Origin of the sequence: Hafnia paralvei, from assembly GCF_020150375.1 — a bacterium.
Taxonomy (GTDB): Bacteria; Pseudomonadota; Gammaproteobacteria; order Enterobacterales; family Enterobacteriaceae; genus Hafnia; species Hafnia paralvei.
In genome coordinates this window covers 434,439-460,053 of the sequence record NZ_CP083737.1, presented here as the reverse complement: position 1 = coordinate 460,053, position 25,615 = coordinate 434,439, and the positions used below count along the sequence as shown (strand labels likewise).

The 25,615-nt window shown below is 46.8% G+C and carries 23 protein-coding genes; 13 read left to right on the top strand and 10 right to left on the bottom strand.

What is annotated here, in order from left to right; translation table 11 throughout:
* From K9N75_RS02055 to K9N75_RS02045, 3 genes are all read right to left on the bottom strand, one after another.
* On the bottom strand, window positions 1-1,332 hold the full coding sequence (locus tag K9N75_RS02055; protein WP_008814789.1) for a lipopolysaccharide biosynthesis protein: 1,332 nt from the start codon (window positions 1,330-1,332) through the stop codon (window positions 1-3).
* A gap of 143 nt (window positions 1,333-1,475) precedes the next feature.
* Window positions 1,476-2,219 carry a nucleoside/nucleotide kinase family protein gene (locus K9N75_RS02050; protein ID WP_039187787.1) on the bottom strand — a complete coding sequence of 248 codons (744 nt, stop codon included), beginning with the start codon at window positions 2,217-2,219 and terminating at the stop codon, window positions 1,476-1,478.
* A 42-nt stretch (window positions 2,220-2,261) separates the two neighbouring features.
* Window positions 2,262-2,975 carry a nucleoside/nucleotide kinase family protein gene (locus K9N75_RS02045; RefSeq protein ID WP_008814787.1) on the bottom strand — a complete coding sequence of 238 codons (714 nt, stop codon included), beginning with the start codon at window positions 2,973-2,975 and terminating at the stop codon, window positions 2,262-2,264.
* A 173-nt stretch (window positions 2,976-3,148) separates the two neighbouring features.
* Between K9N75_RS02045 and K9N75_RS02040 the strand changes: the two genes are divergently transcribed.
* On the top strand, window positions 3,149-3,856 hold the full coding sequence (locus K9N75_RS02040; protein WP_008814786.1) for a nucleoside/nucleotide kinase family protein: 708 nt from the start codon (window positions 3,149-3,151) through the stop codon (window positions 3,854-3,856).
* A 129-nt stretch (window positions 3,857-3,985) separates the two neighbouring features.
* Here the strand turns inward: K9N75_RS02040 and pitA are convergent, their stop codons facing one another.
* Both pitA and K9N75_RS02030 read right to left on the bottom strand, forming a co-directional pair.
* Window positions 3,986-5,485, bottom strand: coding sequence for an inorganic phosphate transporter PitA (gene pitA / locus K9N75_RS02035; RefSeq protein ID WP_008814785.1), 1,500 nt, complete (start codon window positions 5,483-5,485; stop codon window positions 3,986-3,988).
* A gap of 455 nt (window positions 5,486-5,940) precedes the next feature.
* The gene (locus K9N75_RS02030) at window positions 5,941-7,350 is read right to left on the bottom strand and encodes an aminotransferase-like domain-containing protein (RefSeq protein ID WP_008814784.1); all 1,410 of its coding nucleotides are present in this window, start codon (window positions 7,348-7,350) and stop codon (window positions 5,941-5,943) included.
* A gap of 261 nt (window positions 7,351-7,611) precedes the next feature.
* Here K9N75_RS02030 and K9N75_RS02025 point away from each other — a divergent pair, with 261 nt between their 5' ends.
* The 4 genes from K9N75_RS02025 to K9N75_RS02010 all read left to right on the top strand — a co-directional run bounded on the left by K9N75_RS02025 (window position 7,612) and on the right by K9N75_RS02010 (window position 10,747).
* The gene (locus K9N75_RS02025; RefSeq protein ID WP_224452160.1) at window positions 7,612-9,018 is read left to right on the top strand and encodes a cytochrome ubiquinol oxidase subunit I; all 1,407 of its coding nucleotides are present in this window, start codon (window positions 7,612-7,614) and stop codon (window positions 9,016-9,018) included.
* On the top strand, window positions 9,018-10,025 hold the full coding sequence (gene cydB, locus K9N75_RS02020; RefSeq protein ID WP_064575241.1) for a cytochrome d ubiquinol oxidase subunit II: 1,008 nt from the start codon (window positions 9,018-9,020) through the stop codon (window positions 10,023-10,025). Before K9N75_RS02025 ends, cydB begins: the two co-directional genes overlap by 1 nt.
* A gap of 53 nt (window positions 10,026-10,078) precedes the next feature.
* The gene (locus tag K9N75_RS02015; protein WP_179289127.1) at window positions 10,079-10,207 is read left to right on the top strand and encodes a DUF2474 domain-containing protein; all 129 of its coding nucleotides are present in this window, start codon (window positions 10,079-10,081) and stop codon (window positions 10,205-10,207) included.
* A gap of 69 nt (window positions 10,208-10,276) precedes the next feature.
* Window positions 10,277-10,747, top strand: a complete 471-nt coding sequence (locus tag K9N75_RS02010) for a YlaC family protein (protein WP_008814780.1) — start codon at window positions 10,277-10,279, stop codon at window positions 10,745-10,747.
* Between the two features lie 64 nt (window positions 10,748-10,811).
* Here the strand turns inward: K9N75_RS02010 and K9N75_RS02005 are convergent, their stop codons facing one another.
* Window positions 10,812-11,729, bottom strand: coding sequence for a bestrophin family protein (locus K9N75_RS02005; RefSeq protein ID WP_008814779.1), 918 nt, complete (start codon window positions 11,727-11,729; stop codon window positions 10,812-10,814).
* Window positions 11,730-12,082: 353 nt separating this feature from the next.
* Here K9N75_RS02005 and K9N75_RS02000 point away from each other — a divergent pair, with 353 nt between their 5' ends.
* The 3 genes from K9N75_RS02000 to K9N75_RS01990 all read left to right on the top strand — a co-directional run bounded on the left by K9N75_RS02000 (window position 12,083) and on the right by K9N75_RS01990 (window position 14,620).
* Entirely contained in the window at window positions 12,083-12,382 is a 300-nt protein-coding gene (locus K9N75_RS02000) for a cupin domain-containing protein (RefSeq protein ID WP_039187780.1), read from the top strand.
* A 216-nt stretch (window positions 12,383-12,598) separates the two neighbouring features.
* On the top strand, window positions 12,599-13,825 hold the full coding sequence (locus tag K9N75_RS01995) for an L-lactate MFS transporter (protein ID WP_008814777.1): 1,227 nt from the start codon (window positions 12,599-12,601) through the stop codon (window positions 13,823-13,825).
* Between the two features lie 222 nt (window positions 13,826-14,047).
* The gene (locus K9N75_RS01990) at window positions 14,048-14,620 is read left to right on the top strand and encodes an HdeD family acid-resistance protein (RefSeq protein ID WP_008814776.1); all 573 of its coding nucleotides are present in this window, start codon (window positions 14,048-14,050) and stop codon (window positions 14,618-14,620) included.
* Between the two features lie 180 nt (window positions 14,621-14,800).
* Here the strand turns inward: K9N75_RS01990 and fucO are convergent, their stop codons facing one another.
* On the bottom strand, window positions 14,801-15,949 hold the full coding sequence (gene fucO, locus K9N75_RS01985) for a lactaldehyde reductase (RefSeq protein ID WP_008814775.1): 1,149 nt from the start codon (window positions 15,947-15,949) through the stop codon (window positions 14,801-14,803).
* 38 nt (window positions 15,950-15,987) lie between these two features.
* On the bottom strand, window positions 15,988-16,635 hold the full coding sequence (gene fucA, locus K9N75_RS01980; RefSeq protein WP_008814774.1) for an L-fuculose-phosphate aldolase: 648 nt from the start codon (window positions 16,633-16,635) through the stop codon (window positions 15,988-15,990).
* A 607-nt stretch (window positions 16,636-17,242) separates the two neighbouring features.
* On the opposite strand from fucA, the gene fucP reads away from it, so the two are divergent.
* From fucP to fucR, 5 genes are all read left to right on the top strand, one after another.
* Entirely contained in the window at window positions 17,243-18,562 is a 1,320-nt protein-coding gene (fucP, locus tag K9N75_RS01975; RefSeq protein ID WP_095661649.1) for an L-fucose:H+ symporter permease, read from the top strand.
* Window positions 18,563-18,612: 50 nt separating this feature from the next.
* The gene (gene fucI, locus K9N75_RS01970; RefSeq protein WP_224452159.1) at window positions 18,613-20,403 is read left to right on the top strand and encodes an L-fucose isomerase; all 1,791 of its coding nucleotides are present in this window, start codon (window positions 18,613-18,615) and stop codon (window positions 20,401-20,403) included.
* A 217-nt stretch (window positions 20,404-20,620) separates the two neighbouring features.
* On the top strand, window positions 20,621-22,084 hold the full coding sequence (fucK, locus tag K9N75_RS01965; RefSeq protein ID WP_224452158.1) for an L-fuculokinase: 1,464 nt from the start codon (window positions 20,621-20,623) through the stop codon (window positions 22,082-22,084).
* 1 nt (window position 22,085) lies between these two features.
* Window positions 22,086-22,511 carry an L-fucose mutarotase gene (gene fucU / locus K9N75_RS01960; protein WP_008814770.1) on the top strand — a complete coding sequence of 142 codons (426 nt, stop codon included), beginning with the start codon at window positions 22,086-22,088 and terminating at the stop codon, window positions 22,509-22,511.
* 82 nt (window positions 22,512-22,593) lie between these two features.
* Window positions 22,594-23,313 carry an L-fucose operon activator gene (gene fucR / locus K9N75_RS01955; protein WP_114445343.1) on the top strand — a complete coding sequence of 240 codons (720 nt, stop codon included), beginning with the start codon at window positions 22,594-22,596 and terminating at the stop codon, window positions 23,311-23,313.
* Window positions 23,314-23,347: 34 nt separating this feature from the next.
* Here the strand turns inward: fucR and ompL are convergent, their stop codons facing one another.
* Entirely contained in the window at window positions 23,348-24,037 is a 690-nt protein-coding gene (ompL, locus tag K9N75_RS01950) for a porin OmpL (protein WP_061059289.1), read from the bottom strand.
* A gap of 113 nt (window positions 24,038-24,150) precedes the next feature.
* Window positions 24,151-25,542: an MFS transporter gene (locus tag K9N75_RS01945; protein WP_008814767.1), complete on the bottom strand. Its 1,392-nt coding sequence runs from the start codon at window positions 25,540-25,542 to the stop codon at window positions 24,151-24,153.
* Between the last annotated feature and the right edge of the window lie 73 nt (window positions 25,543-25,615).

Genomic DNA, 25,615 nt, shown 5'->3' with positions numbered 1-25,615 from the left:
TTATTCTCCCCTAACTGCGTTAAACCTAAGTAAATGGCGGTTGCAGTATGCTTGTAACGTCGGGATAAGAGACAACAGCACGTCCAAACATTGTCCTGCAAAATAAGCAAAAGCCGCCCCTATTACGCCAAACATGTGTGACAACACCACAAGGAGTACAACATAGGAGAAAGAGGCCACAGTTTGTGCCGCTAAGAAAGCTCGCTGCTTACCCGCCATAAGCAACAACGATTCCTGAGGAAAGCCCAACATTGAAATAACAATAGCCCCCAGCATGACCTGTATCAGATCATATGCCTGAAGATATTTAGCACCAAAAACGAGTGAAATTAAGTGTCCACCTGTAACCAAAATTGCAAGTGCAACAATAATCCCAATCCCCCCCGCTAGCAGTGCCGATTTTATCCCTAACAGCCATGGTGTCTTAGTGCGCGGATCTAAGCGCATTACTTCGGGATAAAAACTCTTTTCAAGCAATTTAGCCGGCGTTCCCGTTGCATCAAAGAACGTCATCGCAATCTTAAATAAGCCAGCAGCAGCAGGGCCTAAAATGATCCCCACTAAAACTGTACTACATGAATTTCGAGCAGCCCAAATAGAGTGTGCGAAGTTGGTTGCCCAAACAAAGCTCCAAGCTCCTTTTATACGGCGAGCGGACTCAAATAAACGTGGCCTCAACGCATTTTGGATGTTTCTGCGGCGCAATTCGCGCGCTGCAAACCACCAATACATTGTTCCACCGATTAAATTGGATGCATACCATGTAATAATGAACCCAGCAAAACCATAATCACCGAAATAAACAATTACGCTTCCGAGTGCACGCAAAAATGGCTTGGTTGCCTGCTGAACAGCAATCAAATCAAAACGATTTACCGCTCTTAAGATACCGGTTGGGGTAGATGATGCCATGGAAGGAATCAACGTACAGTAAAGCATTGCGAGCCAAAAGCTATCAGAATCAAGCCCTAAGGAGTGGGAAATAAAAGGCAGCAGTACCATCCCTCCAATCACAGCAACGGCACCACTCGCGATATCCAAGCCAAAAGAGAATGAAATCACATCGCGAAATTGCTGCAGGTTATTGTTTTCCAAAGCCGGCGTACCATATTGAACAACCAATTGCCATGTCTGAAACTTGATAAAATCACTAATCGCTTTGGTATACGATTGAATAATAACAAGCACCCCAAACATTGCTGGAGTCATACCCTTACCGGCACAAGAAAGTGCTATCAAACCAAGTAAGGCACTCACCACATTACTGGAGCCTAAATAGGCACTGTTACGTATAATAGTGCGAAAAGTTCCATCAGAAAACCAATGTTTCATGGTAAAAACCAGCTAAATAAGTTATTAATCACTCAGCAAGGCTTAGCTCATCCAATATATAATTAGACAAAATAATATTTGCCACCTGAATTTGTCTTCATCTTAATATTTAGACTCAAGCCCAAACGGCTTAATACCATTATTTAGATGGTGGTACTCCTACGCTGAGAGGCTATTGCAATTGAAGATACTGCCTCTAGTGCTTTATCTAGCACCTCGCAGTATGGGGCTCTTGAATCCAGTTCGAGAACTCTGGAGCCGTTGTAACCAATCTTAGTCATGATAGCGATTTTATCGCGCAGCTCCTCATAATCGTGATCAGGCTTGCGGGAAAATGCAGTATCAATATCAATATCAAGGCGAATAATTAATTCGGGGCGTAAGAGAGCCATTTGCTGATACAACAGGCGCTCACGTTCAGCTAGATGACGCTTAACTCCCTCCTCTACGCGTTCTACGCCAATGCCTGGCCCATCGTAGTGAAAACCTGAAACGTCAGCCTGTGGATAGCGATCGCTAATCACTAAAACGCCACTTTGTGCCAAGCATATAGCCTTACGCAAATTTGCCCTACGGCGCAAAGAAAACCCGAACATAATCAGTGCAGCCCAAAGAGCAGGAGACTTAGTACTCATGCTCTGTGTCTTTGAAGATTTGGTCGCCAGACGCCGCTCAAGCCATACGCCAACCAAGGGTAAGCGTTTAATCTTATCGCCATCTTCTCCAGAGACGAGCCCCAGATAACGACGTTCTGTTACCCAGTGTTTTTTCAGCTGTTTTACCAAATCGGCAGTGAGTGTGGACTTGCCGGTACCATCACAGCCCACAACGGCAATAAGCCCTGGAATATACTCAGGTAGCGCTTCATTTAATTTATCTGTATGCATATCATTCAGTCTTAAAAGGTAATCGCAAACCTGATTTTGTGATTACAAAAGAGAGGCACGAATCGTACTTAGCGACTTGTTAAGGATTGTGTCCGCTGGTTCTCGTCCATCCAATTCAAGGATCTTCGCACCATTAAACGTAAGGTGTGGTGTGACAACGACTTTCTCATGCAAAACAGCAAGCTTATGGTCAGGCTTACGAGAAAACGCCGTTTGTTCATCAATATCCAACCGGATCAACAATAAAGGCTGAAAGGAAGCCATCCAGTGATACAGCTTAAGCTCACGTTTTCTCAGCGTTCGAACCCACCAATTGCCACCTGCCGTTTTTGCTAATTGCGGACCATCAAAGCGAAACCCAGGGACTTCTACCTGGGGATAACGATCGGTAATGAGTAAGTGCCCTTGTTGGCTTCTCGCCAGCATTTTTCGGAACTTATACGCCCGCCAATAGGAAAGTAAGTAAATAACCAGTGTGGTGGCATTACCTGGCGGCGCGGACGGACGTTCATGAACACAATCAGCTTTTGCCCGTAAATAGCGGCTAAAAGAAATCCCAATAATAGGCAAACGCCCAATCCATTCACCAATACGCCCCGATGACTGTCCAAGATAAAACAGTTCGGTGGGTATTTGCGAAGCGAGATTATTTACTAGGTTGGCTGCTAAGGTCGATTTACCTGAACCATCACAACCAACAATAGCTATCACGCGAACAAAAGTGTGATTAATAATTGGAGTATTCTGTTGACTCACGAAAAATCCAGTATCAAAGAAGTTATTGTATATTACCGATTGAGTGCTCAGAATATATGCTCATCATAGTTGTGACAATGACTAATTGTGGCTTTATTTTTAATAAAAACATTATTGTAAATATATTAATAATAAAACATTACCCTCAGGCATTTTAAATACAGGATACATTTATGCAGCCAATAAATATTCCAATCATAGCCGTTATTGGCAGTGATGGTTCTGGCAAGTCAACGGTTTGTGAACACTTAATTAACTGCGTACAAAAATATGGGCCAGCAGTAAGAATACATCTAGGGAAACAAGCCGGGAATGTAGAGCGTGCCGTTGTAAAACTACCATTAATGGGAAAGGCGCTAAACAAAACTATTAAGCATAATAAGGTCAAAAGTGCTAAAAAACTTCCTGGCCCCGTTCCGGCCTTAGTCATTATGTCTTTTGTTTTCCGTCGGCTATTACGTTTTCGTCGCATGTTGGCATGCCATCGCCGTGGGTTAATTGTATTAGCCGATCGTTACCCTCAGATACAAATTCCTGGTGCTTATGATGGTACCGTTTTTCCTGCCAATGTAACGGGTAGCCGCTTTGTTTTATGGCTGGCGGGTCTAGAACGTTCATCATTTAGCTGGATGGCCAACCATAAACCCGATTTAGTGATCAAGCTAAACGTTGATCTTGATGTTGCATGTGCCCGTAAGCCCGATCACCGCAGAGAGGCTCTAGCAAAAAAAATTGCTATCACGCCACAACTGACGTTTGATGGTTCTCAACTCGTTGATATTGATGCTAATAAGCCACTGGATGAAGTACTTATTGATGCAGAAAAGGCCATTACAAGCTTTATGGAAGCTCGCGGCTATCGTTGTATTGAAAATAGCTAATCGATTTCCAATCAGTCTGTATCGTTACAATGAGAGAGCAACACACTAACGCCCAGTCGCTTGAACTGGGCGATTATTTATAAACACCAAGATATTTCAACCTATCTGGCCACTTTTACCCGCTACGGCTTAGGTAAACTGTAGGGCAACCCAGAATAATGCCCCAGACAGAAGAATCGCCGCTGGTAGAGTGAATACCCATGCCATCAAAATGCTAGTCACCGTTTTTCTCTGCAAGCCCCCACCGTCAACAATCATGGTTCCTGCTACCGCAGAGGATAAGACGTGGGTCGTGGACACTGGCATACCTGCGTAGCTTGCAAGGCCAATGGAGACCGCGGCTGTTATTTGCGCAGACATCCCTTGAGCATAAGTCATCCCTTTCTTGCCAATCTTCTCACCGATGGTCGTTGCTACACGTTTCCATCCGATCATCGTTCCCATTCCCAGCGCCAGCGCGACGGCCATAATGATCCAGATTGGCGCATATTCAATCGTGTTCAGTATGTCCGTTCTCAGTTTTTTCAGTAACTGCTGGTCATCGCGGCTCATGTTTGGCAGCTTCGCCACTTTATCCGCCGTATCAGAGATACACAGCATAATGCGACGTAGCTGACTGCGCTGAGCTATGCTTAATTTGCTGTAGTTATCCATGTTGCCAGACAGCATCATCTTTACACGATTAAGCGCATCAACCGTGTTTGCAGGGTGGCAATGGAACTCCGTCGGCTGGGTTCCAACCGGTGTTGCAGATGGAAGGGGCTGCTCCATATCAGTGACTAACTTCAACTGATCCTGATGCTGTTGGAAATAAACCTCAAGATTGCCGATAGCATCACGAGTCCGAGTGATTTCATAGCCAGAGGCATTCATGTTTACCACAAAACCCGCCGGGGCTATGCCAACTAACACAAGCATAATCAAACCGATACCTTTCTGACCGTCGTTAGCACCGTGAGAGAATGCCACACCGGCAGCAGAAAGGATCAGTGCAATACGCGTCCAGAATGGTGGTTTTTTCTTTCCCCCTTTCTTTTTACGCTCAGCAGGGACGCGGTGGATACGATCGCGCTTTTTAGTTCCGCTCCAGTAACGGCGTAGCAAGAAAATCAAGCCTCCAGCGCATACCAATCCAACAATAGGAGAAACTATCAGAGAGGCAAAAATATCTATCACTTTAGGGATATTCAGCGCATCGATCACCGATGTACCGGTCATTAGTGCATTTGTTAAACCGATACCAATAATCGCACCTATCAATGTATGAGAGCTGGATGCGGGTAAACCGAAATACCAAGTACCCAAGTTCCAGATAATCGCCGCTAGCAACATCGAGAACACCATGGCAAGGCCATGTGAGGACCCCATATTAAGCAGTAAATCTGTTGGCAACATATGCACGATGGCATAGGCAACGCTCAGTCCGCCCAGCAAAACACCAAAAAAGTTGAAAACCGCGGCCATGACAACGGCTAGCTGAGGACGCATAGCTCGGGTATAGATGACCGTTGCCACCGCATTAGCGGTATCATGAAAACCGTTAATTGCTTCGTAAAAAAGCACAAAAGCTAGAGCAAGCAATAACACAAGCCCGGTATATAAATCCAGACCAGTAAATAAATTTAGCATATGGGTTATTACGCCATTTTGAGAATACGACTTGCGGTATTATCGGTGACTTTGTTGATACGGCAAAGTGAAATAAAAATTTTCGACAATATAATGCTCATTCATCCTTGATTAAGCAGATAAATATTTAATGTAATTTGCTTTGACAATTTACCGTAATTATTAATTACAGATTGTGATTAAAACTTATTATTGAAAGAATTCAAAAGGCAAAGAAATAATAAATACTTACAAAAGAGAAGGTCGCCTTGTCATCCCATCCACCTCTTTTCTTTATAAACATTTTTATTATGTATGTATCTAATTCATTATAAATTAGTTAAATTAATACATGTTATTTTTTTAAAACTTCAATGCATACATAAAAAAATATGAATATCTCGACCTTGTAAACTACTCTTCGGAAAGACGTCACTCAAGATGATGATATAGCAGATGACCACCTTGTATAAAATTCACATCATCTCACGCACAATAGCAGACAGCCTTTGCACTGCCTTTTCACTTTTATCCGTCCATTCATGGGAAACATTAAAGCGAAAATAGTTAGTGTACTGGTTGCTAGCTGAAAACATCTGTCCGGGAGCAATGCTGATCTTTTCCTGCAAAGCACGATGATAAAGCTCCGTCGCGTTAACGTTCGCAGGCAGTTCGATCCACAAAAAATAGCCGCCATGAGAGTAATTAATATTCACACCAGCAGGCAAATGCGCGCGTAGCGACTGCCATGCCGCATACTTACGTTGTTCCATCATCCGCCGTAAGCGACGCAGATGACTATCATAACTTCGGGTAGCTAAATAGTTGGCCAACGCGAGCTGCATCGGTGCGCTAGTCGAAAGCGTGCTCATCAGCTGTAGCTGCTGGATTTTTCTCGCCATTCTTCCTGCGGCCACCCATCCCACACGAAAACCTGCAACCAAGCTTTTGGAGAATGAAGAACAGTGCATCGTCATTCCACTGTCATCAAACGCTTTGGCCGGAAGCGGTTTTTCTCCCCCCGCATAGAGCTCACCGTAAACATCATCTTCGATAAGATAGACATCATATTTTTGCAATAACGCCACCAACTTCTGTTTTTTCTCCACCGAGAGCGTACACCCAAGCGGATTTTGAATATTGGTCATCAGCCAGCAGGCACGTACTTGGTAGGTTTTTAACGCCTGTTCCAGTGCCGCCAAATCAATCCCAAACTCAGGGTGTGCTGCGATGGATAACGCTTTTAAGCGCAAACGCTCTAACGCTTGTAACGCACCATAGAAACAGGGATTTTCTACGATAACCCAATCTCCCGGCTGTGTTACCGCCTGTAGACTTAAATTCAAGGACTCCAGCGCACCAGCGGTGATCACGATCTCTTCAGGATCGATGCGAATACCTTGCATAGCGTAGCGTTTAGCTAAGATCTTACGCAGATCTTCATTTCCGGGAGGAAGATTATCGGTGGCGCTCAGGGTCGTCATCGCACGCGCTACGGTCGTCAGCGACTTACTGATTTGCTGGCGAGGAAACAACGTTGGGTCAGGGTATGCCGAGCCAAAAGGTACGATCGCCGAGTCACGACTAGCCTGTAGCACATCAAAAATAAACGCGTTGATGTCAACGGCTTCAGCTCGCTGCAACGGTTCATGGCTGGGCGACGGGGTTAAAAATTTGGCCTGTGGTGCTACGTAATAACCAGACTGTGGACGTGAAACGATCCACCCCTGACTTTCCAGAATCTGATAGGCATGCATAACAGTCATCAGGCTGAGTCCGGAATGCACCACCTGCTCGCGCAAAGAAGGTAACTTATCACCGACCTGCCAGATTTCAGCGGTGATCTGTCCACGAATTCGTTTCACCAAATCTTCGTATTTTGCCACTCAGCCCCCTGATTAAGCCTCGTCATACCACGATTTCCGCCCTTCAACGCTCATGTAAACTGCCTATGAAAGGTACAACGCATGTTGGCTACGCCATGATCCAAATCAAACTGTTATACATTAAAACAACATTTCTGTTTCTGTCATATCTATTTTACAGCCCGTAAGATCCTCTCCATCGTTCCGGCCTTGATCGTCCGGCACACCGTTTCTCTCACCTGCAATTTTCAGACAGAACTTTATGTCAGTACGAGGCTGTCCATGTTCGGATTAGATGCATTTCATCTTGCCAGGATCCAATTTGCCTTTACGGTATCCTTTCACATTATTTTTCCCGCCATCACTATCGGGTTAGCCAGCTTTTTGGCCGTGCTCGAGGGGCTATGGCTCAAAACACGTCATCCTGATTACCGCACGCTTTATCATTTTTGGGCGAAAGTTTTCGCTGTCAATTTTGGTATGGGCGTCGTATCCGGTTTGGTGATGGCCTATCAGTTTGGCACCAACTGGAGCGGTTTTTCACAGTTTGCCGGCAGTATTACCGGCCCACTGTTAACCTATGAAGTGCTCACCGCATTCTTCTTGGAAGCCGGTTTTCTGGGCGTAATGCTGTTCGGCTGGAACAAGGTCGGTAAAGAACTCCACTTTTTTGCCACCTGCATGGTGGCACTTGGCACACTGATGTCGACGTTCTGGATCCTTGCCTCCAACAGTTGGATGCATACTCCTCAGGGCTATGAAATCATTAATAACCAAGTGGTTCCAGTTGACTGGCTGGCGGTAATTTTCAATCCTTCATTCCCATATCGCCTTCTGCACATGACGACCGCGGCGTTCCTCAGCAGCGCCTTCTTTGTGGGAGCGTCTGCTGCTTGGCATTTGCTACGCGGTAACGACACGCCGGCAACCCGAAAAATGCTCTCGATGGCATTATGGATGGCGCTGATTGTCGCTCCGCTTCAGGCTTTTATCGGTGATATGCACGGTCTTAATACGCTGAAATACCAGCCCGCCAAAATAGCCGCTATCGAAGGCCATTGGGATAACAAACCAGGAGAGGCAACACCGCTTATTCTATTTGGTTTACCCGATATGGAGCGTGAAGAAACCCGATTTAAGCTGGAAGTTCCTTACCTTGGCAGCCTCATCCTGACTCATAGTTTAGATAAACAGGTTCCTGCGTTAACCGAATTCGCCAAAGAAGATCGTCCTAACTCTCCGTTGGTATTCTGGTCGTTCCGCATTATGGCGGGTTTAGGGATGCTGATGATTTTGCTCGGTGCGATTGGCCTGTGGCTGCGCTACAAACAACGGCTGTATACCTCGCGTCCGTTCCTACACTTCGTTTTTTGGATGGGACCTTCTGGGCTAATCGCCATTCTAGCAGGCTGGATAACCACTGAAGTCGGGCGCCAGCCATGGATTGTACACGGTTTGATGCGAACCAAAGATGCCGTATCTACCCATGGCGATCTGCATATGAGTATCAGTTTACTGACCTTCTTTGTGGTCTATGGCGCGGTATTTGGCGTGGGCTACGCCTACATGATGCGTCTGATCCGCAAAGGTCCAGAGCCGAGTCATTCGTCATCGGATGACAATGGGGCATTACCCACCGCAGCCGGACGTATTGCCGCTACGCCATCTCATCAGCAGGAGACACACTAATGGGCATCGATCTGCCACTGATTTGGTTCGCCATCATAATCTTTGCCACTCTTATGTATATCGTGATGGACGGCTTTGATTTAGGTATCGGGATGCTGTTGCCAGTGACGCGAGATATGCAAGAGCGCGATATGATGGTGAACACGGTCGCTCCGGTTTGGGACGGCAATGAAACTTGGCTGGTGCTCGGCGGTGCAGCGCTGTTTGGGGCATTTCCACTGGCCTATGCGGTGATTGTTGATGCGCTATCGATACCGCTGACGCTAATGCTAATCGCGCTGATTTTCCGCGGCGTCGCCTTTGAGTTCCGTTTCAAGGCGCTACCAGCCCACCGTAATTTCTGGGATAAAGCATTCATCATCGGTTCCGGCTGTGCCACCTTTATGCAAGGTATCGTTGTGGGTGCGGTCATCAATGGTTTCCCTGTGATGGAACGCACTTTCGTTGGGGGCGCATTTGACTGGCTCACACCGTTTAATCTGTTCTGCGGCGTTGGGCTCATGTTGGCCTATGCACTTCTAGGTAGCACTTGGCTGATTATGAAAACCAGCCATCAGCTACAACATAAGATGTATCGCATCACGCGCCCGCTGCTGCTGGCTCTGCTTACCGTCATTGGCATCATCAGTCTCTGGACACCGCTGGCGCACAGTGCCATCTCTGAACGCTGGTTTAGCATGCCAAATATTTTATTCCTGCTACCGGTTCCTGTTTTGACGCTGGTTTGTGCGGGGGTTATCTGGCGTGGAACTCACAATAACAGCCACTACCTTCCTTTTATCATGACCTTATTGCTGGTTTTTCTCGGTTTTAGCGGATTAGGGATCAGTATTTGGCCCCACATTATTCCACCGTCAATCAATATTTGGCAGGCCGCAGCACCGCCGCAAAGCCTCGGTTTTATGCTAGTGGGAGCCTTGTTCATCATCCCGATTATTTTGGTTTATACCTTCTGGAGCTACTACGTATTCCGCGGAAAAATCAGCGCAGATGAGGGGTATCACTGATGGCTATAGCCCAAAGTCAGGAGAAAATTATGTCGATTTCCGAAGCAAAAACCGTGGCTAATCCATTGTGGAAACGTTTGTTATGGCTGGTCGCAATTTGGGGTGGAAGCGTGCTAGCGCTGGGCTGCGTGTCGATGCTGTTTCGTCTACTCATGACAGCCGCGGGACTCAAATCACATTGAGCGCCCAACACCACACAAAAATGATAGAATTATGTTATCAAGCTGTAACATCACTACAGGTGACTTACCATGACCGAAATTGAACGCATCCTCAAAGAAGAAATCGAGAAGGTGAATAAAGCCGAGCGTCGCGATAATCGTCCCCGCTTCAGCATCAGCTTTATTAAAAAGCATCCAGGTTTATTCGTAGGCATGTATCTGGCCTACGCGGCTACGCTGGCCGTGATGTTGCAATCAGAAACGCTTGCGGATGTTACATGGGTCATGACGCTACTGTTTTTGGGGCTGAATCTGTTCTTCTTCTTTGACGTTAACCCGCGCTACCACTACGAAGATATCGACGTTCTGGATCTGCGCGTTTGCTTCAACGGTGAATGGTACAACACCCGCATGGTGCCAGATGCTCTGGTTGACAGTATTTTGCAGTCGCCTCAGGTCGATGACTCCCGAAAACAAAAGCTACGTGCCATTATGCAGAAAAAATCAGAACTCTCGTTCTATGATATTTTTGCCGTAGGACAAAATCGTTCACCGGTTTGATCTAACGTTAAGTCCGCGAACTCCCCATCAAGGGGAGTTCGTCTAGCGCAAGCAAGACTAAAACTTAGCTCAGCAAACAATGATGATCCGGTTTCATCGGCGTTGGCTTCTCATCATCCTCAATCATTTCCCGCAGATTAATTTCAATCGTTGCTGAAATAGCATTAAGCGGTAAATCGTTTGGCGCCAAGCCGAACGGATCTTCCAACTCCTCAGCCAATGAATCCAGAGAAATAAAGGTGTAAGAGATAAATACCGATACCAACGGGGTGAGGTAATGAAGATCCGATACCAAAGCAAACGGCAGCAGAGCGCAAAACAGATAAACCGTGCGGTGCACAATCAGGCTGTACGCAAAAGGGATCGGGGTATTTGAAATACGTTCACAGCCACCCAAAATGGAGGAAAGGTGGTTCAGGTTATTATCGATTGAATGAAAGTTAATATCGCTAATGCGCCCCAGTCTTCTCTGCTCTCCCAACCACATCCCCATTTTCAACAATAGCGTATTGCACGGTGAATGGCTGTTGAGCACGGAATTGCGTTCAGACGCTGGCAGCAGGCGATCGAGATCCCCATGCATATCTGTTTTACGCAGTTGATGCTTCAGACAATAAGTAAAGGCAATCAGCAGAGCCGTAAAATAGCGCGCCTGTTCAGCGGGATCCGGCATCAAGCTTTTGACTTCTCGCAGCAACGATCGCTCGGTGATTAACAAATTTCCCCATAACAGCCGCGCTTCCGTAAAGCGCGCATAGCTGGCGTTATTACGAAAACCCAAGAAGATCGCAATCGCCACCCCCAGCAAGCTGAACGGAGCCAGTGTCAGATTAATATCCAACGATTCGTGCCATAGATAGCAAACAACGGCTATACAGGCAAAAACAAAGTTTAAACTTAGACGAAAGAGTATTTTAGGTAACACAGAGCCATGCCACACAAATAGGCGGCGAAACCAATGTTGCTGAGGTCTAACAATCATAATTAAGGTGTTTTGTGACAGACGGAGAAAAACCTGCGGCAGAACTTTTAGAAACAGTACGCGTTAAAAACAATATTTGTTAAACATATACGTTAAGAACGGTTTTCGTCAAAAGCTGACAGGGGCTGACGATCTCAAAATCAATCGACGCGCTAGTGTATGCCTGCATTTTAAGCGCTTCAAGTGGTGAACAGCCCTGCGAGAATTATCTGATTAAAATCGAAACAAATTAATCTTATTCCGACGAAATCCCCCTCGTTTGATGCTTGTTCTCGGACAGAGTGGTAGTCTGTGCCCTGCTTTTTTAGCAACTCACATAGAAACAAAAAACCGCAACAATAAGGATAGGTTTCATGGAGACATTCAAAGCACAAACTCCGATCGAAGAGTTTGCTGTAGGCGTTACCCGCCGCAACGGAATTCTCGGCAACGGCAAGCCTGCCACAGAAATGACGTTTGAATCTGGTGCTTTCAGTCAGTTACGAAAACAGCCACAGGCCATCACCACTCGCATTGTCACTGGAGAGTTTGAATTCACCGTGGGTGCAGACACGCATCTGCTGGTTTCTGGTGAATCATTGAATATTCCCATTGGCACAATCAGCGGATGCTTCTGCCTTTCCAGCGGAGTTTTAGTCGAAACGCCGCTCTAAAACGCCCTCACTAGTGAATTAATATCAGATAAATGTGATCCACATCAATTGTGGATCACCGTAAAATCCCCCTTTTTACCCCGTTTTTCGTTCATTCATTCCCGCTTTAATGCATTTCATTCCTGCACTCAGGCTATTCATTCCCTGAATGGATCGCTGCCCTATAGATAGCCTTAACATACTCACAGTTAATAAATATTTATCTGGAGCAGCATCATGAATATGACTGGCATGCAAAATTACAATCGCACCCGCTGGCTAACTCTGGTTGGCACCATCATTACTCAGTTCGCTCTGGGTTCCGTTTATACGTGGAGCCTGTTTAACGGCCCTCTGTCTGAAAAATTAGATGAGCCGATCAGTCGCGTCGCCTTTTCCTTTGGTCTACTGAGCCTCGCATTAGCGCTGGCCTCTTCCGTGGCGGGTAAGTTGCAGGATCGCTTCGGCGTACGCAAAGTCACCATTGCCGCTGGCGCAGTATTAGCACTTGGCTTTGTATTGACCTCTCACGCTAACAATTTAGTCATGCTTTATTTGAGCGCGGGTGTTTTAGTGGGTCTGGCCGACGGCGCAGGCTATCTAATGACGCTTTCCAACTGCGTAAAATGGTTCCCTGAGCGCAAAGGTATGATCTCAGCCTGCGCTATTGGTGCTTACGGTTTGGGTAGCCTTGGTTTCAAATATATCGATACTCATCTGCTAGCAACCTACGGCTTAGAACAAACCTTTATCATCTGGGGGGGTTTAGCCATGGTGATGGTCATGGCTGGTGCCATGCTGATGAAAGATGCGCCAAAACAAGAAAACAGTACACAAAACACCCAAGGTATCAGCACCGCTCAAGACTACACGCTGGCTGAAGCCGTGCGCCAACCACAGTATTGGATGCTGGCGCTGATGTTCCTGACAGCCTGTATGAGTGGTTTGTACGTTATCGGTGTAGCTAAAGACATTGGTGAAGGCATGGTACATCTGCCAGCCATTACCGCCGCCAGCGCCGTCACTGTAATTGCTATCGCTAACCTGACGGGTCGTTTAGTTCTGGGCATTCTGTCTGACAAAATGGCGCGCATCCGAGTTATCTCTTTAGCTCAGGTGATTTCGCTTATCGGTATGGGTACCCTGTTGTTCATTCCTCTGAATGAGTCACTGTTCTTTGCGTCAGTAGCCTGCATCGCGTTCAGCTTCGGTGGCACCATCACCGTATATCCATCGCTTGTCAGTGACTTCTTTGGCCTAAACAATTTGACCAAAAACTACGGCCTGCTCTATCTGGGCTTTGGTATCGGCAGCATCATCGGTTCAATTATTGCGTCTATGTTTGGTGGTTTCATCGTGACCTTCTCCGTCATTATGACACTGCTCGTCATCTCGCTGGTACTGTCTGCGACCATTCGTATGCCAGGCCAACGTGAAGCGCACAACCGCTTAGCACACATCTAACGTTTTCTCATATTGTTGCTTTTAGCCACCGTTTACGGTGGCTTTTTTTATCTCTTGTTATCACCCCTCTGCTGCAACTGCCCCATGACTGGCAGCTTTGCTTTCCATTTATCAATGAGATCGATTAACGACATTCTTTGCGCCCATTTCATTCATAACGTATGACTATAATAAGCCAGTGATTTAACTACCGAACGCAACCGAAGAAAATGGAGTCTCATCATGTTAAATATTGATCGTAAAAGTTTGCTCGGTCTGGACGGAAACTTTCTAAAAAAACAGCGTACTCTGCTGCTGGTTATTTCATTCCTATTGTTACTAGGCGGTATTTTCTGCCTGATCAACCCCTTTGCCTCCGGCGCAGCCTTGAGCGCAATTGTGGGCACGCTATTCGTCCTTAGTGGTATTGGTTTGATTATCGGGATGATCGCCAACCGTACTCGTAACTTCTGGCCGATGGTGGCAGGAATTCTGATGGGCGCAGCCTATATCATTATGGGTTACGTATTTATTACTAATCCGGCCGTTGGTATTTTCACTATGTCGGTGATTCTGGCGACGCTGTTTGCAGTGGGAGGGATTATTCGTCTAACCGCTGGATTTAAACTGCGCGGTGTCAACGGTGCTTGGTTGCAAATCGTGATTGGTATTCTCGATTTGATCATCGCAGCCATGTTCATTACCGCAGGCCCAGTGATGTCCGTAACATTGGTCACCACGATTGTGGGTATTGAAATGCTGTTTAGCTCTTTCAGCTGCTTCCAAATCGCAGGATTATTCAAACGTCAGGCTTAATGGGATATGCATTTGGAAGAACCGGTGAGTATTTCGTCCGCTGATTAACTGTGTATTACTTCTATCGAATATCTGGTGTAAGCGTACGATAAGAGCTCGCCACAAACGCCACGCAGACGTCCTGTCCGCGTGGCTCGTCTTACTAATACTTAGCCTAGTTTTATCTAAAAGATAGATGCCTCACATGGCTTGCCGATACAGCGCTTTGATCTCTTCTAGTTTTGCCTCACGCGGATTCCCACCGGTGCAAACATCATCAAAAGCGGCCTGTGCCAGATCAGAGATATCCTCTTCTCGTGCTCCCACCTCTTTCAACGAAGCAGGAATACCCACGTCGCGGTTCAGTGCTTCAACCGCTTGGATCGCCGCCTCTCGCGCTTGTTCCAAAGTAGCATGAGTCACATCTGCGCCCATAGCCTGCGCAATCTGGCGATACTTCTCGCCAGTATAGGCCGCGTTATAGCGCATCACATGTGGCAACAAAATCGCGTTAGCAACGCCGTGCGGCGTGTTGTAAAACGCGCCCAGCGGGTGAGCCATTCCATGGACTAGGCCCAAACCTACGTTAGAAAATCCCATCCCCGCAACATACTGTCCCAGCGCCATATCCTCTACGGCCTCTGGCTGACCAGCCACCGAGTTACGCAGCGAACGGGCAATGATCTCAATCGCCTTGAGATGTAGCGTGTCGGTAAGTTCCCATGCACCGCGCGTAATGTATCCTTCAATCGCATGAGTGAGCGCATCTACTCCGGTCGCCGCTTTTAAACTGGCTGGCATACCGTCCATCATATCGGCATCAATAAAAGCCACCAGCGGGATGTCATGAGGATCAACGCAGACAAATTTACGGCGATTTTCTTCGTCAGTGATCACATAGTTAATGGTCACCTCCGCTGCTGTTCCTGCCGTGGTCGGAATGGCAAGAATAGGTACGCTCGGGCTATGAGTTGGGGAGACACCCTCTAAGCTACGCACATCTTCAAACTCTGGATTGGCGCTGATAATACCAATAGCCTTACAGGTATCCTGCGGCGAACCACCGCCAATGGCGATGAGATAGTCAGCACCGCTCGCGTCAAAAGCCGCCAGCCCGCGCTGAACAACGGCAATAGTCGGATTTGGCATGACTTCATCAAAGATTTGATATTCCAACTCTGCCGCGTCTAATTTAGACGTCACCTTCTCCACGATACCGCAGGAAACCAACTGCGCATCTGTCACGATCAATGCTTTGCCATAGCCACGGCGCAGCACCTCAGGCACGAGCTCATTCACCGCGCCACGTCCGAACCACGATGTTTCATTCAAAATCATTCGATTTGTCATAATGAATACTCTTTAGTGAGAAATGTTTTACGGCAGCCCTACTCTTCAACGCGCAGGCCGTAGGTTTTAAATTTCTCCAACACTATGGCGATTTCTTCATCAGACAATACCGGTACCGGATCAACGATTGGCAATGTTGAGAGATAAAGTTCAGCTAAAACTTCAACTTCGTGAGCTAGCCACAATGCTTTTTGCAAATTCACTTCACAAGCGATCATTCCATGATGCTGCAGCAGCGTGGCCTTACGGTTTTTCAGCGCCACGGCAACATGCTCAGACAGCTTTTTCGTGCCAAAAGTGGCGTAAGGGGCGCAAGGTATAGTGCTGCCACCAGCGGCAGCAATCATGTAATGGATGGCCGGAATCGGACGGTTCAAAATAGAAACGGCGGTGCAGTGAACGGCATGATTATGCACGACTGCATTAGCCTCTGGTCGCGTCTGATAGGCGATTTGATGGAAGCGCCATTCGCTGGAAGGCACCTTCCCCTCTTCAGGCTTGCCGTCAGCATCAATGTAGACAATATGAGATTCCGTCAGATTCTCATACGGGATCCCCGTAGGAGTAATCAGCATGCCGTCGTGATAACGCACACTCACATTACCGGCTGTGCCCTGATTCAACCCCAGACGAGTCATTTCTAAACAAGTATGAATAATTTCACGAGCCAATGAATCTCTTTCCATTTGTTGCCTCTTTGATCATTGATGGAACCACTAATATGGCCAAGTACGTAGCATCTATACCCTAATAATTCGAGTTGCATTGAAGCGGCAAGTAAACGCTGCCAACAAAAAGGCAACTTGAAGTATGATGGGGATATATTCCCCCTCCACGTAACAACAATAAATGCTCAAATAAAAATATGTGACACACTTCAATACAATAAGTGAATCAATAGCCAATGAGTGGATAAAAACAGGAATAAAAATGTCCGTTTAAACATAACAATATAAAAACGGGCAATTATTCCCCCTATAAACAAAGAACTGACCGTTTAAATCAAAAATTAAATAATCGGTCACGCTAACTGTGTTTTTTTTATGGTTATTGATTAAAACTGGCATGTTTTTTGTTTTATTAAAGTGACCACGTTCACACTTCCCCTGCCAATAATATCGAATGTGACTGAACTCATACTTTTAGTGATTTTTTATTTTAAGAATAGCTTCACTTACCGCATAAACGGCATGATTGCACCCCGCCTCCCATTGAACGGAGAGTGCCTGTGGACGTGACTGCGGAATAAGAACGGATTTACTCAATATCTCTGTATGACCTAACGAGGGCGCTATGGGAAACGTTTCGATCCAGTCAGAAAACTACCGCGTTGCTAGCCATGAACGCAAAGGGAACTATTTAATCCCTTTCGCATTATTATGTTCGTTATTCTTTTTATGGGCAGTGGCTAACAACCTCAACGATATTTTACTGCCGCAGTTTCAACAGGCGTTCACCTTAACTAATTTTCAGGCTGGATTGATTCAGTCAGCATTTTACTTTGGTTACTTCCTAATCCCTATCCCTGCGGGGATATTAATGAAAAAACTAAGTTATAAAGCAGGGATTATTACCGGTCTTTTATTTTACGCCATAGGCGCAGCACTTTTCTGGCCTGCCGCCGAGGGAATGAACTATACATTATTTCTTATCGGATTATTTATTATTGCCGCGGGCCTTGGTTGTTTAGAAACCGCAGCTAACCCTTTCGTTACCGTATTAGGGCCAGAAGAAACTGGGCACTTCAGAATTAATCTGGCTCAAACCTTTAATTCCTTTGGCGCGATTATCGCTGTGGTCTTTGGTCAGGGGCTTATTTTATCCCATGTTCCTCATCAGCCAGCCGATGTACTGGCTCAGATGTCGCCAGAGCAGCTAGCCGCATACAACCACAGTTTAGTATTAGCGGTGCAGTCACCCTATATGATGATTGTCGCCATTGTACTATTTGTCGCGCTGTTGATTGCCTTTACCAAGTTCCCTGTTATCCAAAGTGATGCACATAGTGGTGATAAGGGCGGCTCTCTGCTGAAATCCGTGGCTCGTTTATTACGCATTCGTCACTGGCGCTGGGCAGTATTAGCACAGTTCTGCTATGTCGGTGCTCAGACCGCCTGCTGGAGCTATTTGATTCGTTACGCCATCGAAGAACTACCAGGCACAACCCCAGGCTTTGCCGCAAACTACTTAACCGCAACCATGGTTTGTTTCTTCATTGGTCGTTTCAGCGGCACATGGCTTATCCGTCACTACGCCCCACATAAAGTACTGGCCGTGTATGCCTTCATCTCTATGGTGTTATGCGTCATCTCCGCAGCCGCAGGTGGCCACGTCGGCCTCATTGCGCTAACGCTGTGCAGCATGTTTATGTCAATCCAGTACCCGACTATTTTCTCCCTCGGCATCAAAGGGTTAGATCAAGATACCAAATATGGTTCATCCATCATTGTGATGACCATCATCGGCGGCGGCATTGTGACTCCGCTTATGGGATTCGTCAGCGACGCTGCCGGCAATATTCCAACGGCTGAACTGATCCCTGCACTGTGCTTCGCCATTATTTTCATCTTTGCCAAATTCAGATCAAACGTCCTGCCGCGCGTAACGGCTTAAGCAATTCAACCTTAACGACAATAAATTACTGATTAATGTGAGGAATAAGAATGAATAGCCAACACTTACCTATTAAAAACCTGCCCAAAATTGGTATCCGCCCCGTCATTGATGGCCGCCGCATGGGGGTTCGTGAGTCGCTTGAAGAACAAACCATGAATATGGCGAAAGCCACTGCACAACTTCTGAGTGAAAATCTGCGCCATGCCTGTGGCGCTACGGTGGAGTGCGTGATTGCCGACGGCTGCATTGCCGGAATGGCAGAGTCCGCTGCCTGTGAAGATAAATTCAGCAGCCAAAACGTTGGACTGACCATTACTGTAACGCCTTGCTGGTGCTATGGCAGTGAAACCATTGATATGGACCCAATGCGTCCGAAGGCCATCTGGGGTTTTAACGGCACCGAACGCCCTGGCGCCGTTTATCTAGCCGCCGCATTAGCAGCACATAGCCAAAAAGGTATTCCTGCCTTCTCTATTTATGGTCACGATGTGCAAGACAGCGGCGACGACAGCATTCCCGCCGACGTCAAAGAGAAATTGCTGCGTTTCGCTCGCGCAGGCCTTGCCGTTGCGGGAATTAAAGGCAAAAGCTATATGTCCTTAGGTGGCGTATCGATGGGCATCGCCGGTTCTATCGTCGACCACAACTTCTTCGAATCTTGGCTGGGAATGAAAGTGCAGTCGGTCGATATGACTGAGCTACGTCGTCGCATCGACCAGAAAATTTACGATGAGGAAGAGCTTGAGCTAGCGCTGGCATGGGCTGATGAAAACTTCCGTTTCGGCCCAGACCTGAACGCCGAACAGTACCGCCGTTCTCCTGAAAGCAGCCGTGCGGTACTGCGTGAAAGCTTACTCATGGCGATGTGTATTCGCGACATGATGCAGGGCAACGCCAAACTGGCAGAGCAAGGCTTTGTGGAGGAGTCGCTGGGATATAACGCGATCGCCGCGGGTTTCCAAGGGCAGCGTCACTGGACAGATCAATATCCAAACGGAGACACCGCCGAAGCACTGCTAAACAGTTCATTTGACTGGAATGGTGTACGCAAGCCTTTCGTGGTTGCCACAGAAAACGATAGCCTCAATGGCGTCGCCATGTTGCTAGGCCATATGCTGACGGGCACCGCTCAAGTATTTGCTGACGTGCGCACCTATTGGTCACCTGAAGCGGTCAAACGCGTTACGGGCAGCGAACTCACTGGCCATGCTCAACACGGGATCATTCATCTGATTAACTCTGGCTCTGCGGCACTGGACGGTTCTTGCCGCCAACTTGACGCTCAGGGTAAACCAACGATGAAACCCCATTGGGAAATCAGCCAGAAAGAAGCTGACACTTGCTTGCAAGCAACGGAATGGTGCCCAGCGATCCACGAATATTTCCGCGGCGGTGGCTACTCATCTCGATTCCTCACCCGCGGCGGCGTCGCATTCACCATGTCGCGCGTCAACATCATTAAGGGCATTGGTCCGGTACTGCAAATTGCCGAGGGGTGGAGCGTTGAGCTTCCGCAAGATGTGCATGACATTCTCGACAAACGTACCAACGAAACCTGGCCAACCACATGGTTCGCTCCGCGTTTGACCGGCAAAGGGCCGTTCACCGATGTCTATTCGGTCATGGCGAGCTGGGGCGCAAACCACGGCGTGCTCACCATCGGTCACGTAGGCGCAGACCTCATTACGCTGGCCTCTATGCTGCGTATTCCTGTCTGTATGCATAACGTGGCTGACGGTGATATCTACCGTCCATCCTCATGGGGCGCACACGGCATGGATATTGAAGGCCAAGACTACCGTGCCTGCCAAAACTATGGACCTTTGTATAAAAAATAAAGGCTGATGGCTTACCCCGCCCAACCGCGCCTTCTATGGGTGATGGTCGGGTGGGGATCTGCGCATTTATACCTTCAATAATTCGAGCTTCATTGAGGTAACAAGTCAGCACATTGTGATGAGCTTACTCTAGTCAGAGCGAGTACTCAGGTAAGTGAATGCAGACAACAAAATGCAAGCTTGAAGTATGACGGATCAATACTAACGAGGAGCCACCATGAACAATGATGTGGTGATCATTTTGGACTGCGGAGCCACCAATATCCGCGCCATTGCGGTTGATGCTCAAGGCATCGTTGTTGCCAAAGCGACCACACCAAACGCCAGCCAGCCCGCCACAGAAAATGACCAATGGCACGTTTGGTCACTCGATGACATCCTGCAACGCTTTGCCGATTGCTGCCAGAGAATCATGCCTAAGCTTGGTGGCGCTAAAATTCATGCCATCAGCGTAACAACATTTGGCGTTGATGGTGCTCTGGTTGATGCCAATGGTGAACTACTTTACCCCGTCATTAGCTGGAAATGTCCACGTACGGCGGCGATTATGGAAAAGATTGACCGCTACATTACTCCCGGCGAACTACAAACTATTTCGGGGATCGGTCAATTCAGTTTCAACACGTTATATAAACTCATATGGCTGAAAGAAAACCGCCCAGAACTGCTAGAAAAAGCCCATGCATGGCTGTTTATCTCATCGCTGATTAACCAACGTCTCACCGGTGAGTTCACTACCGATCGCACAATGGCGGGCACAAGCCAACTGCTCGATGTGCGTCAGGAAACGTTTAGCGACACGATTTTACAGCGGACTGGACTCCCTATCGGACTTTTTCCCCGTATCGTTGCGGCAGGGGAACATATTGGTCATTTATTACCGCACATGGCGGAACGCCTTGGTATTCCTGCGGGTACACCGGTCATTGCTACCGGACACGATACCCAATTTGCCCTATTTGGTTCAGGAGCGGGTCTCGATCAACCGGTGCTTTCATCCGGCACATGGGAAATATTGATGGTGCGAACTCCGCAGGTCAATACATCACTGTTGCCCCGTTTTATTGGCTCTACCTGCGAGTTGGACAGCTGTGAAGGCTTGTTCAATCCGGGTCTACAGTGGCTTGCTTCAGGTGTGCTGGAAAAGGTTCGTCAGCTTTACTGGCCTAACGGAAAGCTACCGGATGTGTATTCCCAGATGATTGCAGAAGCGGCCAATATTAGCCCCGGTAGCGAAGGATTGCGGATGAACTGCCAACTGCTTGATAACCGTTCCCCTGCTGGCTGGAGTGGAATGCGTTTGCATACTGAGCGTGGCCATTTCTATCGCTCTGCATTGGAAGGGCTTTCTTGGCAGCTACAGCAAAATCTCGCGTTACTGGAAAATATCGGCGGGTTTACCTCAAAAGAGCTTTTACTCGTCGGCGGTGGCAGTCGCAACACGCTATGGAACCAGATCAAAGCAGACGTATTAAATCTGCCGATCAAAGTTCTGCACGATGCTGAGACGACCGTACTCGGTGCCGCTATGTTTGCATGGAGCGGCGTTGGCTATTACGACTCTCCCGAGCAGGCTCGCCAACAGGTTAACTATCGCTATCAGTCTTATTATCCCAGCGAGCAAAGTGCTGAATACCGTGAGCTGACGACGAGTCATAACCCCATTTTAGAAGGAGTTTGAAATGCTAAAAAATATCTCCCCGCTCATTTCACCACAGCTACTCAAGACATTGGCTGAAATGGGGCACGGCGACGAAATCATTTTCTCCGACGCGCATTTCCCCGCGCATAGCATGGGACCAAAGGTCATTAGAGCCGATGGATTAAAGGTCAGCGATCTGCTGGCAGCCATCATTCCACTATTCGAGCTCGACAGTTATGCCCCGCCGCTGGTTATGATGGCCGCTGTCGCTGGAGACACACTCGATCCCAGCGTCGAACAGCGCTATTTACAGGCTCTTACGCACCATGAGCAGAGCGAGCTTACAATTGAACGCATCGATCGTTTCGCATTTTATGAACGCGCTCAAAAGGCCTTTGCGATCGTTATCACAGGCGAGACGGCTAAATACGGGAATATACTGTTAAAAAAAGGAGTGACGCCTTAATCTCTTGCTCTGCTGCATTCAGCCATGCGTCGGCCATTAAGCGAAAGCCGGACGCATGGTTTTTCGTGAGAGGAGAGCCACCGTGAAAACAGATCGCCATCAGGCAATCGTACAACTCATCCGACAGCATGAAACGCTAACCACAGAAGATCTTGCCGATCTACTGCATGTCAGTAAAGAAACGATCCGACGCGATCTTAATGCGCTTCAGGCTCAGGGAAAGATCATCCGTCAGCATGGCCGTGCCAAAAGTATCAAGCGCGATACTCAGGACAGCGGTGACCCTTTCAGCGCCCGCCTAAAAAGCCACTTCACCAGTAAAGCCGATATTGCCCGCCAAACGCTGCCATGGATCGATGAGGGTATGACTATCGCGCTAGATGCCAGCTCAACCTGCTGGTATCTGGCAAAACAGCTGCCAGATATTGATATCACCGTATTTACTAACAGCGTACGGATCTGTCAGGAGCTATCCAAACGAGAACATATCCAACTGATAAGTTCCGGTGGCCTATTGCAGCGAAAATATGCCTGCTATGTGAATCCTGCGATTATTTCTCAGCTGAAAGAGCTTGAAATCGACCTGTTTATCTTCTCCTGTGAAGGTATTGATAAAGAAGGCATTCTCTGGGACTCCAACAGCTATAACGCCGAATTCAAGTCCCTGTTGCTCAAACGTGCGCTGCAATCCCTCCTGCTTATTGATAAAAGCAAAGTGAACCGCACCAGTGAAATAAAAATTGGCAGTGTTAATGATGTCGAACAGGTGATATCAAATCTGGAGGTTGGGGACGGTGAGTAACGCCCTCCCTGCGGGGAGAGCGTTATGTTATTGATCAGAATGAATAACGTAGACCTAAACGAATGCGGTATTGTTCGCGATTATAATAGTCCCACCGGTCTAGCCATTGCAGCTCTAAATAAGGCATCCAGTTATCATCTATTTTATAGCTAAACTTGTTAGTAATTTCCCAGTGATGGCTTTCATCATTTTTACTTTTAAAGTCATTAACGCGGATGAAATAGTGTGGCTCAAAGGTATATAAAAACTGATCGCTAACCTTGAAGTTCCAGTACATTGCCATTTCATGCGTATCATTTTTATCATATTCGCCATTGGTATCGATTGTGTCATAGTTATTATGATTGTAGCGATATCGAGTCGTTAAATTAAACCATGGTAGAAATTTATAATTTACATCTAAATAAGCAGCACCGCCAGAACCCGCACTACTTGAGTTAATTAACCCACCAGGTGAAATCGTCCAATTTTCTGTGGGACGGAACAATGGATACCATCCTTCCAGTTCGTTATAGCTATGCTTTAACTGATCCATTTTCCCAACATTATAAGCATTGGTATACATTAACCCCGAACCATTATCAAAGTTATAACCACCGCGTAGGATAATCTCACTTTCTTCTGAAGCCGTATTGTAAGCCTCTCGAGTCTCAAGATAAGCCCCGGCATAAGCAGTTCCAGATATAAAAGAGGCTAATATTATTGCTGTACTTATTTTATTCATGACAAATCCCTATTGAAATATTAAATCACTGACATCATGAAAATTGACAAATATCACCCTCAGGAAAAACCTGAAGGTAATAACAGCATGTCGGTTTAAATACTAGAACTAATTTATTTAGCGAGTTTCCTTGCATTTAACTCATTAATAATTTGTACAAACCTTTTTTCGCTAAGCTTATAGAATAGCCCCATAGTAATAGCCGCGATAATCGCTAATACACAAGGATAAATAAATATGAGCCTTCGCAATCCTTCCAACACCGACTCGGTTTGGATGACATTGGGAATATAGCCAATCTGAGTTAACATTATTCCAGGCAAGAAACCAGCGAGTGCCGCAGATATCTTTCGCGAAAACGTATATCCGGTATACACAGATCCTTCAGCGCGAATACCTGTTTTCCATTCTCCGTAGTCAACAGTGTCCGGTACCAGCGCCCAATTCAGGCTATTGACGAATGCCGTGCCAAAGAATGCCATACAGGAAAACACAACAAAAACAACGGAGCTATTTCCCCACGAACTACCATAGAAATAGTTGAGCAGATCGCCTAAGGCCCACAGCATTAGCCCACCCAAATAGACCTGTTTTTTCCCAAAACGTTTTACCGCTGTTGGCACAAGCAGAACACCAATTAAAATGCAGCCCATACTAAAGAATCCCATATAGGCTAATAGATTAATATCCTGTAAAACGTACTGGGTATAATAAACCTGAATCGCCAGTTTTATATTAAATGCAGCTAAAGTACATAAATTAGCAATGCACAGCACCAGCAGCGGCGGGTTTTTAAAAATGGCACAAAACGACTTGAAAATGCTTGGTTTATGGTGGAGTGGAACAAGCTCAACATAGCGCTCTTTCACACCAGAATGGCACCACCACATGCAGAGTAAACCACAAGTAGCAAATACCGATGCGCCCACTAAATACCCTAATTCTGGTTGTGATAAAAATAAAGTCTGAATTGGCATGAAACCGACAGTACATAGCAATAGACCTAAGGTAGACCCACCTTGACGCCATGCAGCAAGGGAGGCTCGTTCATGAGGATTTTTAGTTATCGCGGGTACCATCGCACCATAAGAACAATTCATCAGGCTGTAAAATAATCCAAACAGCATGAACAAGACCGTCGCCAGCACCGTTTTTAAATTAATAGAAACGTCAACGTGAATAAAATTAGCGACCTCCAGTAAAGCGACAGGCAAAGAAGCATAAAAAATAAACGGCTTAAACTTACCCTTTACACCTATATTCCGACGAGAATCGACTAGAACGCCAGTAAGAATATCGGTGAAAGCCGTAAAGAACTTAGCAATAAGGAAGATAACTCCTCCGTAAATTGCTGGAATACCTAAAATATCAGTATAGAACTTCAACAAATACAACGTGCCGATACACAGTAAAAGATTCGAACCAAAATCACCCATGCCATAAGCGATTTTTTCCCGTAGTGATAACTTTAGGGTAACGGGATCCTGATGTTCTAAATTTTCCATCTGACAGGTCCTTTCATTATTATATTGCCCGCACTTATCCGCCACAAAACTTAATTAACTTTATGGCGGCCTG